Below are 13,486 nucleotides of genomic sequence, written 5' to 3'. Positions count from 1 at the left end.
TCCTCCGTGACCCGTTCCACCTCGTGCTCCGCTTTCGCACACGGCGGCCCGTCGCCGTCCACGTGTGACAGGTGTGCCTCCGGCGCGGGCCGGAAGGCGTACCGTGAGGCTGAGGGACGTCGCGGCGGTCCGTACGGCCCGGCCGCCACACGCGTCGTCGCGTTCCGCATCGGCGAGCGCGCCGGCGTGGACGGGGAGCGCTCCGCCCGCGCCGACGGCCGGGCGGTCACCGACGAGCACCACGATGACGAGGGGAACCCGTGACCGGCAAAGTCGAGGTGTTGATCCACCGGCTCGACACCGACCTGCCCATGCCGTCGTACGCCCATCCCGGTGACGCGGGAGCCGATCTGCGCGCCGTCGAGGACGTCGAGCTGCTTCCGGGTGAGCGGGTCACGGTCGGCACCGGTGTGGCGATCGCCCTGCCCGACGGATACGCCGCGTTCGTCCATCCGCGTTCGGGCCTGGCCGCCCGGCACGGGGTGACACTCGTGAACGCGCCCGGCACCGTGGACGCGGGCTACCGGGGCGAGATCAGGGTGACGCTGATCAACACCGACACCAAGGAGGCCGTACGGCTGCGCAGGGGAGACCGCATCGCGCAGCTCGTCGTCCAGCGGGTGGAGAAGGCGGTGTTCTACGAGGTGGACCGGCTGCCCGGCTCGGCGCGGGGCGCCGGCGGGTTCGGGTCCACCGGACGCTGATGCGGGGCGGGGCCCGGGTGGCGAGCCTCCAGTGAACTCTCAAGGAGCGTGAGGAAAGTGTTCAAACGGCGCCGTCGCGAGGAGCCCCCGGCCACCGCGGAGAAGGCCGCGCAGAGCGAGAAGGCCGTCGAGGAGCCTCGCAGCCGCCCCTCGGGGCCGTGGGACTCGGGTGAGTCGTATCCGGAGCGGGAACGCGTCGATCTCGGCGGGCTGCGCCTGCCCATCGACTCCGGCTTCGAGGTGCAGCTGAACCTGTCCGGCGACCGCATCGTCGGCGCGGTCGTCATGGTCGAGGACAGCGCCCTGCAGGTGCACGCGTTCGCCGCGCCCAGGCGCAGCGGGATCTGGGACGAGGTCCGTACCGACCTCGCCGAGGGGGTGCGCGCCGCGGGCGGCACGGTCGAGGAGCGCGAGGGCCCGTTCGGGGTCGAACTGTTCGCGCGCATCCCCGCCGAGGGGGCGCAGGAACCCCAGCCGGTGCGCTACATCGGCGTGGACGGTCCGCGCTGGTTCCTGCGCGCGGTGGTCAGCGGCCGCGCGGTCGTGGACGAGGAGGTCGCCGCGGTCCTGGAAGGGGTGGTCGGCGACATCGTCGTGGTCCGCGGCGACGAGCCGATGGCCCCGAAGGAGTCGATCGAGCTTCGGCTTCCTCCCGAGGCCAGGCAGGCCGCGGAACAACAGGCCGCCGAGCAGGAGGTGCCCGACCTCAACCCCTTCGAGCGCGGTCCTGAGATCGCCGAGATCCGCTGACGTGAGGGATCGCGTACGCTGATTCAACACGTATGCGAAGGAGAGGTCGTGGGTTCTCAGGAACCGCATAAACAGGGCGGATTTCGAGGCTTCCTCCGTCGGCTGACGACGAGCCAGGCGGAACTGGAGGCCGACGAGCTCCAGCAGGACCTCGATCGTCACGGCGCGACGCCGATCGTCTCCTGCGGCGGGCGACGCAGGTTCTGCGTAACCGGTACGCTACGTACGGTCACGTTGCGCCCCCGTGGCGGCGCGCCCGCCCTTGAGGCGGAGCTCTACGACGGTTCCGACGTGATCGACCTGGTCTGGCTCGGACGTAGGAAGATCGCGGGGATCGAGCCGGGCAGGATGGTGCTCGCCGAGGGGCTGGTCAGCCTTCAGGACGGGCGCAAGGTGATGTTCAACCCCAAGTACGAGCTGCGCCCGGCGGGCGGTGCGTGAGTGAAGACGACCACGGAGCGGTGAGCGAGAAGATGAGCACCACCGAGGAGAACGCGGCGTACGTGACGGTCGAGGCGGCGATGCGCGGGCAGCTCGCCAAGGCCTTCGGCGGCGTACGGGGGACCATCGAGGCCGCCGTGCCCACGATCGTCTTCACGCTGATGTGGATCACCACATCCGACCTGAGGACGTCGTTGATCGTCAGCGTCTCCACCTCGGTCGTCCTGCTGCTGGCGCGCGTGCTGCAGCGCTCGACGCCGCAGTTCGTGCTCAACAGCCTGTTCGGCATCGCCATCGGCGCGTTCTTCGCCTCCCGGACGGGTGAGGCGAAGGACGTGTTCCTGCCCGGCATCCTCTACAACGCGGGCTACGCGGTGGCGATGCTGTTGTCGATCGTCGTCCGCTGGCCGGTGGTCGGCTTCCTGATCGGGTCGGTCACCGGCGATCCGACCGCCTGGCGCGCCGACCCGGCCGTGGTGCGCCTGTGCTCCAGGCTCACCTGGCTGCTGATGATCCCCTGTGTGGTGCGGGTGGCCGTGCAGTTGCCCGTCTACCTCATCGGCGGGAACGACGCGGTCGCCGAGCTCGGCATCCTGAAGATCGTGATGGGCTGGCCGTTGCAGGTCGCGGCCCTGGGCGCGATGGTCTGGCTGCTGGCCAGGGGCAGGACCCCGGCCACGCCCGCCTCCCCGTGACGACCCTGTGACGAAGAACGGTCCCGTACGGCCAGGCCGTACGGGACCGTTTCGCGTGTGAGGGGGTCAGGCGGAGCGGTGCGGGGACAGCAGCCTGCCCAGTTCCTCCTCGACCTCCTGGCTGGCCACGAACATCAGCTCGTCGCCCGCCTCAAGGGGGTCGTCGGCGCTGGGCACCAGCACCCGGCCCTCGCGCAGGATCGCCACCAGCGCGGTGTCTGCGGGCCAGGGCACCGAGCCCGCCCGGTGGCCGACGACCGGGGCGTCCTCGGGCAGGGTGAGCTCGACCAGGTTGGCCTGTCCCTGGCGGAAGGTCATCAGGCGGACCAGGTCGCCGACGCTCACCGCCTCCTCGACCAGCGCGCTCAGCAGCCTCGGGGTCGAGACGGCCACGTCGACGCCCCACGACTCGTTGAACAGCCACTCGTTCTTGGGGTGGTTGATCCTGGCCACCACGCGCGGCACGCCGTACTCGGTCTTGGCGAGAAGGGAGACGACGAGGTTGACCTTGTCGTCACCGCTGGCGGCCACGACCACGTGACAGTCGGCCAGGCCCGCCTCGTCCAGGGAGGAGATCTCGCAGGCGTCGGCGAGCAGCCACTCCGCCCTCGGCACGGTGTCGATCTTGATGGCCTTGGGGTCGATGTCGATGAGCAGGACCTCGTGGCCGTTCTCCAGGAGTTCGGCGGCGATGGACCGTCCGACGGCTCCGGCGCCCGCGATGGTGACGCGCATCAGTGGCTCCCCTCGGGAGGGCCGGAGAGCACCTTGTTGATGCGCTCCATGTCGTTCTCGGCCGCCATGACGTGCAGGATGTCGCCTTCCTGCACCACGGAGTCGTTCTTGGGCAGCAGGGTCTCGCCCATCCGGTTGATGAACGCGACACGGGTGCCCGCGGCCTCCTCCAGGTCCTTGCTCCTGGTGCCGATCCAGGCGGGGTGGTAGGCCACCTCGGCCAGCACGACGGAGCCGGTGGGGTCGCGCCAGAGGGGTTCGGTCCCCTCGGGCAGGACACGCCGCAGGATCTGGTCGGCGGTCCAGCGCACCGTGGCGACGGTGGGGATGCCGAGACGCTGGTAGACCTCGGCGCGCCGGGGGTCGTAGATCCGGGCGACCACGTTGTCCACGCCGAAGGTCTCGCGGGCGACCCTGGCGGAGATGATGTTGGAGTTGTCGCCGCTGCTGACCGCGACGTAGGCGCTGGCGGTTCCGATGCCCGCCTCCTCCAGCACGTCCCGGTCGAAGCCGATGCCGGTCACCCGGCGTCCCCGGAAACCGGCTCGCAGCCTGCGGAAGGCCTGTGGGTCACGGTCGATGATCGCGACCGAGTGGCCGCTGTCCTCAAGGATGTGCGCCAGAGTCGATCCGACCCGGCCACATCCCATGATCACGATATGCATGCTCCCCCGCCGCTCACATTGAGGCGGATCTTGTTCGTATGTACCTAGTCAGTATGGCCCGCTTCGGGAGTGCCGCGTCAGCGGGGCGTATGGATGGGGACTAGCATCGGCAGACGTGTCAAAGGTGACGGACCTCGTCAAGCGCCTGTTCATCGGGCGCGCGCTGCGCAGCACGCAGTTACACGAGCAATTGCTCCCCAAGCGCATCGCGCTGCCGGTTTTCGCGAGTGACGCGCTCTCCTCGGTCGCCTACGCGCCGCAGGAGATTCTCGTAATCCTCTCCATCGCCGGACTATCGTTCTATCACTTCGCTCCCTGGGTGGCCATCGCGGTCGTCCTGGTGATGCTCACGGTGGTGGCGTCCTACCGGCAGAACGTGCACGCCTACCCCAGCGGAGGCGGGGACTACGAGGTCGCCACGGTCAACCTGGGGCCCAACGCCGGTCTGACCGTCGCCAGCGCCCTCATGGTCGACTACGTGCTGACCGTCGCGGTCTCCGTGGCCAACGGGGTCGACTACGTCGGCGCGACGATCCCCTATGTCGCCGAGCACAAGCCGCTGGTCGCCATCACCATCGTCGTGCTGCTCACACTGGTCAACCTGCGTGGCATCCGCGAGTCCGGTGTGGCGTTCGCGGTCCCCACCTACGCCTTCATGATCTCGGTCATCGGCCTGGTCCTGTGGGGAGGGTTCCGGCTGCTGGTCATGGGCGAGGAACTGCGCGCGCCGACCGCCGGGTACCAGATCGTCGCCGAACAGACCGACCTGACCTCGCTGGCCGCGGCGTTCCTGATCCTGCGGGCCTTCTCCTCCGGTTGTGCGGCGCTGACCGGTGTCGAGGCGATCAGCAACGGCGTGCCCGCCTTCCGCAAGCCGAAGAGCAAGAACGCCGCGACGACCCTGCTGATGATGGGCCTGATCGCGGTCACGATGTTCGTCGGCATCATCGCGCTCGGCCTGGCCTCCGGCGTCAAGCTCGCCGACCCGGCCACCGCCGCCCGCGACGTGCTCATCAACGGCAAGCCCGCGGGCCCGGACTACTACCAGCAGCCGATCATCGCCCAGGTCGCGGACGCGGTCTTCGGCAACGGCTCGCTGTTCTTCATCGTGATCTCCGCGGTGACGGCCCTCATCCTGTTCCTGGCGGCCAACACGGCCTTCAACGGCTTCCCGGTGCTCGGCTCCATCCTGGCCCAGGACCGCTACCTGCCCCGTCAGCTGCACACCAGGGGCGACCGGCTGGCCTTCTCCAACGGCATCGTCATCCTGGCCGCGGGCGCCTGCCTGCTGCTGTGGGGGTTCCAGGCGGACGTCAGCCGCCTGCTCAACCTCTACATCGTCGGCGTCTTCGTCTCCTTCACGCTGAGCCAGATCGGCATGGTCAGGCACTGGACCAGGCACCTGAAGACCGAGACCGCGCCGAAGACCAGGGCGCAGATGAAGCGCTCGCGGGTCATCAACTTCTTCGGCGCCGTCATGACCGGCGTGGTGCTGGTGGTCGTGCTGCTGACCAAGTTCACCCACGGCGCCTGGATCGTCTGCGTCGCCATGCCGACGCTGTTCCTGATCATGAAGGGCATCCACCGCCACTACGAGAACGTGGCCGCCGAACTCGCGGTCGACGAGGATCTCCAGGTGGACGAGTCGATGCTGCCCGCCCGCAACCACGCCATCGTCCTGGTCTCCAAGATCCACAAGCCCACGTTGCGCGCACTCAGCTACGCCAGGGCGACCCGGCCCTCGACGCTTGAGGCCGTCACCGTCGGCGTCGAAGGCGAGGACGCGCGGGCGCTGCAGGAGGAGTGGGAGCGCAGGGGCATCCCGGTCCCGCTGAAGATGCTGGACTCGCCCTACCGGGAGATCACCCGGCCGATCCTGGAGTACGTCAAGTCGCTGCGGCGCCGTTCGCCTCGCGACGTGGTGACCGTGTACATCCCGGAGTACGTCGTGGGCCGCTGGTGGGAGCACCTGCTGCACAACCAGAGCGCGCTGCGGCTCAAGGGGCGCCTGCTCTTCCAGCCGGGCGTGATGGTCACCAGCGTCCCCTGGCAGCTGCACTCCTCCGACCGGCTCAAGGGCCGTCCCGAGCCCGCCGCCCCCGGCGCGGTGCGGCGCCCCCGGCACGAGATGGCTCGGGACCAGGGCGCGAAGGCATAACCTTTCGTATGCACTCGTGATCACGAGGAGGCCGGACCGACGAAAGACCTGGGGGCGTGACGATGGCGATCGAACTGACGGTGGGACCCGTCGCGCACGGTGGCTGGTGCGTCGCGCGCCATGACGGCAGGGTGGTCTTCGTACGGCACGCGCTCCCCGGTGAGCGCGTCCTGGCCGAGATCACCGAGGAGACCACCCGGTTCCTGCGGGCCGACGCGGTCGAGATCCTCGACCCCTCCCCGGACCGGGTGACCCCGCCGTGCCCGTTCGCGGGCCCCGGCCGTTGCGGGGGCTGCGACTGGCAGCACGCCTCCCTCGACGCCCAGCGCCTGCTGAAGACCGCCGTGGTCGCCGAACAGTTGGGCAGGCTCGCCGGGATCGAGTGGAAGGGCGTCGTCGAGGAGGTGCCCGGCGCCCCCGACGGGCTCGGCTGGCGCACCCGGGTTCAGTTCGCCGTCGACCGCGACGGCGTCCTCGGCCTGCGGCGCCACCGCTCCCACGACATCGAGCCGATCGACGCCTGCCTGATCGCCCACCCGGAGGTGGAGAACGTCGGGGCGGAGGTCATGAACTGGCGCAACGCCTCCTCGGTCGAGGTCATCGCCTCGAACACCGGCGACCAGGCCGTCGTGATCGCCCCCAGGCCGCGCCGTACGGTCGCGGTGCCCGACATCGACGCGAGCGTGGCCGTCTTCGTGGACGAGGGCGGGGGCAGAAGCCGTGTCGTCCACGGCCGCAACCATCTCGTCGAGCGGGTCGGCGAACGCGACTTCCAGGTCACGGGCAGCGGCTTCTGGCAGGTCCACCCCGGCGCCGCGGAGACCCTGCTCGGCGCGGTCATGGAGTTCGCCGCCCCACGTCCCGGGGAGTGGGCCCTCGACCTGTACTGCGGTGTCGGCCTGTTCGCCGCGGGCCTGGCCGAGGCGGTCGGCCCGGAGGGCGCGGTCTTCGGCGTCGAGTCGGAGTCGGTGGCCGTACGGGACGCCGAGCGCAACCTGCGCGACCTGCCCCAGGCCCGCTTCGCCAGGGGCCGGGTGGAGAACGCCCTCGACCGCTTCGGCATCGAGCGCGCCGACCTGGTCGTCGTGGACCCGCCCCGCGCCGGTCTCGGCCGCGAGGTCGTCGAGCAGCTCGCCGCCCTCGGGGCCACCAGGATCGTCTACGTCTCCTGCGACCCGGCGACGATGGCCCGTGACCTGGCCTGGTTCGGCGACCGTTCCTACCGCCTCGCCGACCTGCGAGCCTTCGACGCGTTCCCGATGACCCACCACGTGGAGTGCGTCGCCCTGCTGGTCGGCGACCCGACCTAGCCTCCGGCGGGGAACCGCCCCCGCCTTCAGGGCGGGGGCGCCGTCATGTCCTTGAACCGGGAAGCGCCGCACGCGGGCGTGGCCGGCTCTCTCCCCGTGGAGGCCCTGCCGGCATTCCACGACGTGGACGCGCGGCTGTCCGGAAGGGCGTGGGCGGGGCGACCATTCGCCCGAAATATGGAGAGATGCGAGCTTCTCGCCCGGGGAGGCCGGTAGTCACATTGAGGTGTCCCGATGGATCTCACGAGGAGACCGTGGTGAACCTCCGAAGACCCCATGCCGTCGTGCTCGCGGCGGCACTGGCCGCAGGCGTCCTGGCCGTCGTCCCGCCCGCCGCCGCCGACGTTCCCGGCGGGCCGACTGTCACCCAAGCCGACAACTCTTTCACCAGCATCGTGTGGAGGACCTATTTCCCGTACGAGGTGGGAGAAATAGTCGCTTATCACGGCGCCACCTACCGTTGCCTGCAGGCGCACACCTCGCTGCCCGAATGGGAGCCGGACACGACGCCCCCTCTGTGGCAGCAGATGTAGAAACCGGTCGTGAGGAAGGCTCGGGGGCTGAGCGCCAGTAGGCCCATGGGGCCTACCTGGAATCGAACCAGGAAGAAGGAAGCCCTCGAATGGCCTCACGACCGGACCGCGAGGAGAGCGGGGAGACTACCGGGAAATGGTGAGAAGGAAGTCCCCTCATGGCCTCGCGGCCACACCGTATCAGGCGGGGATCACCTCGTGCAGCGTCGCCGGAGTGTGGACCCGGGCACCCGGCGGCGCCGCCGACGCCTCAAACCCGATGTAGGTGACGTGCCGCCCGGTGGAGGGCCCCTTCGCGCGCCACAGCTCGACCAGGTGACGCACCCGCAGGTAGTCGCGCTCCACGATCGAGCGCACCAGCAGTGAGGCGGTGAGCCGGTTGTCCTCGACCCGGTTGAACTGGGGATAGCCCCTCAGGTAGAGGTGCAGCCACTTCACCCGCCAGTGGCCGTCGTCGCCGCGCAGGAAGACGAGCGGCAGGGCGATCTGCCCCGACCCGCGCAGGTCCGACTTCATCCGCACGGTACGCGGCTCGAAGGGCATGCCCTCCTGCGCGGCGTCTCTCGTCATGTAGCCGAAGAACGCCTCGGCCGCCTCGTTGAACGACTCCCCGGAGAAGACGTTGACCTGGGGGATGACGATCGGACGGGTCGACTCGGCGAGCCGGATGTCGATGAACTCCGAGGCGCCGTGCGGCGCGGGAGCCTCGGTGAGGTCACCGGAGTACCGGGCGAAGCCGTTGGCGAGGTTCGTCCACGAGACGTGCTCAGGGGAGCCGTAGGAGGCGTCGAGCATGAGCGCCGACAGGTCGTAGTCGGTGCGCCGCCTGGCCTCGCGCCAGTGCACGAAGAACCTGAGCAGTTCGCCGTCGACCGCCGAGAGCGAGCCGCGGGGCAGCATGCCGAGCCCGGGGGAGACAGCCTTGGCGGACAGCGGCAGGGCGACGTCCAGCGCGTCGGGATCGACGACCAGCTCACCGGGGTCCGGGAGCCGCCGGACGATCTCGGCGTCCAGTACGGCCAGCACCCGCGTCAGGACCTCCCCGGCGAGCGGCGGACGGAGGTCGGGGGCCGTCCACGCCCTGGCGTGCCGGTTGACGAAGACACGCCCGGCGGCGGGGACGAGCCGGTTCTGCATGTGCTCGCGCAGGGACAGCAGGACACGGCCGGAGGCGCCGGTGACCGCCCTCTCCACGGCCTCGAACACCGCACGCTCGTCGGACCCGGTCCGCAGCAGGTGGTCGAGGCGGCGCAACAGCGCCCCGGGCGCGTTCTCCAGCAGCTCGACGGCCTCGGCCGTACGGCCCGCGGCCAGGGCCGCCTCGACCCGGCTGCCGGTTCCCGCGACCCGCAGGTCGCCCCTGGCCACCTCGAAGACCCGGGCGGCGCGTGGGAAGCCGGGGTGCTCGTGGGGGTGCAGCCGTTCCCCGAGCCGCTTCCACCGCTCCCGGAGACGTGACACGTCGCCGAGCCCGGCCGGGGTGGCCACCGCGTCCAGGGCCCGCAGCAGGGCCCGGCGCTCGGCGCGGCGGAACGAACGGAACCTCGTGGGCACGGCCAGCGTGACGTCGCCTCCGGACAGGCCGCAGGCGAGCCTGAGCACGTCGGTCACCGTGTCGACGAGGAGGGGCAGGCCGGCGGCGAGCCGTACCTCGTTGAGGACCGCGCGGTTCTCCCGCACGGGAACACGCTCGGGGTGACCGGTCCCGGAGGCGACGCAGAAGGCGGCCAGAGCGCGTAGCGCGGCCAGGTCCTCGACGGCAGGCGGCACCTCGGAGCCCGCCAGCGAGAAGTACAGCTCCCGTGCCTCGTCCCGCAGGCTTCCGCCCAGGTCGAGCACGGTCACCCGGTCTCCGGCGAGCGGGACGAGCTCGGCGTGGGCGGCGAGCAGGTCCGCGTAGGTGTGCCGGTAACGGCCGTAGTCGGGCAGTTCGAGCAGGTTGAGCGCGGGGCCCCGGAGGCGGTCCGCGGCGACCGGGTCGAGCAGGGCCTCGTGGAGCATGCCGGCCCAGAACTCCAGGGTGTCCGGCACGTTCCTCGGGAAGTCGACGAAGTAGGCGTTGTGCTGGACGTGGTCGCCGACCAGGCCGCGGACGACGGACACGACCCGTGCGCCGAGGTCGATAACCTCCTCGCCGGGCAGGCTCGACAGGCGTTCGAGCAGCGCGGCCGAGCAGGTGAAGCCGACGCTCAGCAACGCGGCGTCGAGCTGGCGGGCGGCCACCTCCCCCCACCCTGGCGCGGCCTCGTGCGGGGTGTCGACGGGGACCCGAAGCCGTCTCGTGATGACGAGGCTTTCAAGATTGTCCACGGGCGAACCCTATAGCCGTTGCATGTCCGGCTTCAGGGGATTTTTCGCGACAGTCTGGGTGCCCTCACCCTTCCGCGGGCCGGCCGAGCCGTTCCTCAAGCCGTTCCAGGCGCTGGACGATGGGCCGCAGCTCCCGGCGGACGGCCTCGGACAGGGATTCCGGCGAAGACCTCGGCGGCCGTTCGGCCGCGGCCTGGTCCTGCGCCCTGAGGTGGACGTAGCCCGCCAGCGCGGCGGTGACGGCGCGGCGGGTCAGCCTCGGTTCGGCGCCGAGCCTCCGCAGGACGCGTCCCGCCGTTCCCTCCGGCTCCGCGACCAGGCCGAGGAGCAGGTGCTCGCACCCGACGTAGTTGTGTCCCAGGGCGATGGCGTCGGAGACGGTCAGTTCGAGGGCCGCGGCCGCGGGCCCGCTGAATCGCGCCGGGGCGGCGGACACGGCGCCGTTCCCGCCGAGGGCGTCCAGCTCACGCCGTACCTGCCCGGGATCGACCTCCACGGCGCGCAGGACGTGCAGGGCCAGGTTGGTGCCCTCGGCGAGCAGGCCGCCCAGCAGGTGCTCGGTGCCGACCTCGGCGGCCCCGCCCGCGCGTGCCTCCTCAAGCGCGAGGCTCACCGCCGTACGGGCCCGGGGGGTGAAGCTCGCGAAGCGGGCGCCGGAACCGTCGAGTCCCGGGGAGCCGAGCCCGGTCTCCCTGATGGCGGTGATACGCCGTACGGCCTGCTCCAGGGCACGCTGGCAGACGGCGGAGACCGGGACCCCCGCAGCCTTGACCGCCTCGGCCAGTTCGTCGGGCAGGTACACGTTGATCTTCGGCATGTCTCCCCTGTGGGTTCGACGAGGACTGCGGCGCATGTATAACCCCATGTGGGGTGTCTGTCTAGTGGGCCAGGCCCGCCAGCAGGCGGGACACGCGCCAGGAGGGGGCGGCTCCCCTGGTGGACAGCCAGGCCATCCCCTCGCGGGCGCTGAAGGCGACCAGTTTGCGGGCGTCGGCGGAGGTCAGGTCCTTCGCGCCGCTCAGGAACGGGGACAGGGCGATCCGGTGCCCCGTGCCCGTCCTGCCCAGGGACCTGACGACCTGGGGATGGGCCGCCCGTACGGCCTCGGCGATCGGCCGCAGCCGGGAGCGACGCCCGGGACCGCTCCGGATCGGGACCAGGAGGTTGACCGCGGAGATCTCGGCCCCGTGCTCCCGGGTGGTCCTGAGCATCCGCTGGTCGGCGAGGCTGAGACCGTCGCCGTTCGCGGGCAGGGTGAGGCTCACCGTGAGGGTCCCGCCCGCCGCGGCGGCCTCACGTTGCAGGGACGCGATGGCCGCCGCGCGGCGCAGGACGGTCGCCTCGTTGTCGCCTCCGCCGAGTTCGAAGTCGACGTAGCCCGCGCCTGAGGCGTTCACCGCGCGCCGGTAGGCGTCGGTGAGGCGCCCGAGGTCGGTGCAGGTGGCGGCCAGTTCCCTGCCTCCGGGACCGCCGAAGACGAGTCCCGCCTCGCCGCCGGAGGCCCGCAGGCGCTCCAGGCGTCCGGCGGGTGACAGACCCGGGTCCCGCCCGTTCCACTCGGGGGTGCAGCCGTCCTCGCCCGCGGTGAGGTGTCCCAGGGTGAACCAGTGCACCCGGCCGGGCGCGGACGGCCCCGGGGGCGTGAACGGCGCCGTGAACGACGGGTTCCTGGCGGCGTCGACGAACGTCACGAACCCCGAGGGGCGTGCGACGGGACCGGGCCGCCCGGCGGGAGACGGGACGGGGGCCGAGGCGAGCGGGGTGGGGACCGGGACGGGCGGGGGAGCGGCCGGTCGCTGGGCCCGCGCGGGCCGTACGGCCCCGCCGGGCAGCACCCAGAGGGCGGCGCCCGTCCCCGCGGCGAGGGCCAGGGAGGCGAGCGCGACGAGGGAACGCGGCGGAGTGCCGGGTTCGCGGACGCGGCGGGTGGTGGCTCCGGGCTCAGGACCTGCCTCCGGCCCGGTCGCCGACTCTGTCGCCACCGGCATGGGATCTCCCTCCTCGACGGCACAGAACGGTTGCGATGGGTGCCTGTACGGTCACTTTGCGCACCGAAGAATGAACGGTAGCAAGTGTTCCGCCACGCCGTTGTGTTTCCATGGACGGCGTCCGTAGTGCCCGGATAATGATGTTCATGAAGTTGAGGATCTTCACCGAACCGCAGCAGGGCGCCACATACGACGAGCTCCTGACGGTCGCGCGGACCGCGGAGCGACTGGGCTTCGACGCCTTCTTCCGTTCCGACCACTACCAGCGGATCGGCCCCGGCGACCCCGGCCCCGGCTCGACCGACGCCTGGGTGACCCTCGCGGGCCTGGCCAGGGAGACCTCCACGATCAGGCTCGGCACCCTGGTCACCCCCGCCACCTTCAGGTATCCCGGCGCGCTGGCGATCAGCGTGGCCCAGGTGGACCGGATGAGCGGCGGCCGGGTCGAGCTGGGCCTGGGCACCGGCTGGTTCGACGCCGAACACGTCGCGTACGGGATCCCCTTCCCGCCGCTCGGCGAGCGCTTCGCCCGTTTCGAGGAGCAGTTGGAGATCCTGACCGGGCTCTGGGGCACGCCGGTCGGGGAGACGTTCTCCTTCGAGGGGGCCCACTACCGGCTCGCGGACTCACCCGCGCTGCCCAAACCCGAGCAGACCCCCAGGCCGCCGATCATCATCGGCGGGTTCGGCGCCAGGCGCACCCCGCTCCTGGCCGCGCGGTTCGCCGACGAGTACAACGTCCCCTTCCACACCCCGCAGGACAGCGCCGCCGCCTTCGGCCGGGTCAGGAAGGCCTGCGAGGAGGAGGGACGCGACCGGCCGATCGTCTTCTCCGTCGCGCAGACCGTGGCCGTCGGCACCGGCGAGGCCGAGATCGCGCGCCGCGCCCGGGCCGCGGGCCAGGAGCTGGACGCGCTGCGGGCCAGCGGCCTGGCGGGTACCCCGGCCGAGGTGGTCGCCAAGATCGGGGAGTTCGCCGAGCTGGGCGTCGAGCGGGTCTACCTGCAGGTCATGGACCTGTCGGACCTCGACCAGCTCGAACTGATCGCCGCCGAGGTCCTGCCCGGGGTGTAGACCGGGCGCCGGACGCCGGGCGTCCGGCGCCCGGGTAAAGACACGCGCAGCGGAAGGGCATATTCCACGATGCGTCCCATATCCCTCCCGTATCTCTCCTTACTGTGGTGAGAACCCGACCATC

General features: G+C 71.2%; 14 protein-coding genes. 9 read left to right on the top strand and 5 right to left on the bottom strand.

The window, feature by feature from the left end:
* Window positions 1-6: 6 nt before the first annotated feature.
* From ABT340_RS40035 to ABT340_RS40015, 5 genes are read left to right on the top strand one after another with little or no spacing between them, the layout of a single operon-like run.
* Window positions 7-264, top strand: coding sequence for a hypothetical protein (locus ABT340_RS40035; RefSeq protein WP_352016170.1), 258 nt, complete (start codon window positions 7-9; stop codon window positions 262-264).
* On the top strand, window positions 261-704 hold the full coding sequence (gene dut / locus ABT340_RS40030; RefSeq protein WP_352016169.1) for a dUTP diphosphatase: 444 nt from the start codon (window positions 261-263) through the stop codon (window positions 702-704). Before ABT340_RS40035 ends, dut begins: the two co-directional genes overlap by 4 nt.
* A 48-nt stretch (window positions 705-752) precedes the next feature.
* Window positions 753-1,454, top strand: a complete 702-nt coding sequence (locus tag ABT340_RS40025) for a DUF3710 domain-containing protein (RefSeq protein WP_352016168.1) — start codon at window positions 753-755, stop codon at window positions 1,452-1,454.
* A 48-nt stretch (window positions 1,455-1,502) separates the two neighbouring features.
* On the top strand, window positions 1,503-1,895 hold the full coding sequence (locus tag ABT340_RS40020) for an OB-fold nucleic acid binding domain-containing protein (protein WP_352016167.1): 393 nt from the start codon (window positions 1,503-1,505) through the stop codon (window positions 1,893-1,895).
* A 32-nt stretch (window positions 1,896-1,927) separates the two neighbouring features.
* A complete protein-coding gene (locus tag ABT340_RS40015; RefSeq protein ID WP_352016209.1) occupies window positions 1,928-2,590 on the top strand; it encodes a DUF3159 domain-containing protein in 663 nt (220 codons plus the stop codon).
* 66 nt (window positions 2,591-2,656) lie between these two features.
* On the opposite strand, the gene ABT340_RS40010 is transcribed toward ABT340_RS40015, so the two are convergent.
* Both ABT340_RS40010 and ABT340_RS40005 read right to left on the bottom strand, forming a co-directional pair.
* Entirely contained in the window at window positions 2,657-3,325 is a 669-nt protein-coding gene (locus tag ABT340_RS40010; RefSeq protein ID WP_352016166.1) for a potassium channel family protein, read from the bottom strand.
* Complete coding sequence (locus ABT340_RS40005; RefSeq protein WP_352016165.1) at window positions 3,325-3,990, bottom strand: potassium channel family protein; 666 nt, start codon at window positions 3,988-3,990, stop codon at window positions 3,325-3,327. Before ABT340_RS40005 ends, ABT340_RS40010 begins: the two co-directional genes overlap by 1 nt.
* A 115-nt stretch (window positions 3,991-4,105) precedes the next feature.
* Here ABT340_RS40005 and ABT340_RS40000 point away from each other — a divergent pair, with 115 nt between their 5' ends.
* The 3 genes from ABT340_RS40000 (at window position 4,106) to ABT340_RS39990 (ending at window position 7,991) form a co-directional block, all read left to right on the top strand.
* Window positions 4,106-6,148 carry an APC family permease gene (locus ABT340_RS40000; RefSeq protein ID WP_352016164.1) on the top strand — a complete coding sequence of 681 codons (2,043 nt, stop codon included), beginning with the start codon at window positions 4,106-4,108 and terminating at the stop codon, window positions 6,146-6,148.
* Between the two features lie 62 nt (window positions 6,149-6,210).
* Window positions 6,211-7,458, top strand: a complete 1,248-nt coding sequence (locus ABT340_RS39995; RefSeq protein WP_352016163.1) for a class I SAM-dependent RNA methyltransferase — start codon at window positions 6,211-6,213, stop codon at window positions 7,456-7,458.
* Between the two features lie 257 nt (window positions 7,459-7,715).
* The gene (locus ABT340_RS39990) at window positions 7,716-7,991 is read left to right on the top strand and encodes a carbohydrate-binding protein (RefSeq protein WP_352016162.1); all 276 of its coding nucleotides are present in this window, start codon (window positions 7,716-7,718) and stop codon (window positions 7,989-7,991) included.
* A 180-nt stretch (window positions 7,992-8,171) separates the two neighbouring features.
* Here the strand turns inward: ABT340_RS39990 and ABT340_RS39985 are convergent, their stop codons facing one another.
* From ABT340_RS39985 to ABT340_RS39975, 3 genes are all read right to left on the bottom strand, one after another.
* Window positions 8,172-10,301, bottom strand: coding sequence for a TerD family protein (locus ABT340_RS39985; RefSeq protein ID WP_352016161.1), 2,130 nt, complete (start codon window positions 10,299-10,301; stop codon window positions 8,172-8,174).
* 64 nt (window positions 10,302-10,365) lie between these two features.
* Entirely contained in the window at window positions 10,366-11,118 is a 753-nt protein-coding gene (locus ABT340_RS39980) for a Clp protease N-terminal domain-containing protein (RefSeq protein ID WP_352016160.1), read from the bottom strand.
* A 61-nt stretch (window positions 11,119-11,179) separates the two neighbouring features.
* The gene (locus tag ABT340_RS39975; protein ID WP_352016159.1) at window positions 11,180-12,289 is read right to left on the bottom strand and encodes a glycoside hydrolase family 18 protein; all 1,110 of its coding nucleotides are present in this window, start codon (window positions 12,287-12,289) and stop codon (window positions 11,180-11,182) included.
* A gap of 146 nt (window positions 12,290-12,435) precedes the next feature.
* On the opposite strand from ABT340_RS39975, the gene ABT340_RS39970 reads away from it, so the two are divergent.
* Window positions 12,436-13,362, top strand: a complete 927-nt coding sequence (locus ABT340_RS39970; protein ID WP_352016158.1) for an LLM class F420-dependent oxidoreductase — start codon at window positions 12,436-12,438, stop codon at window positions 13,360-13,362.
* The last annotated feature ends 124 nt before the right edge of the window (window positions 13,363-13,486 follow it).

The organism is Streptosporangium sp. NPDC000239, from assembly GCF_040300765.1.
Classification (GTDB): Bacteria; Actinomycetota; Actinomycetes; order Streptosporangiales; family Streptosporangiaceae; genus Streptosporangium.
This window is presented reverse-complemented; position numbering and strand designations above follow the sequence as displayed.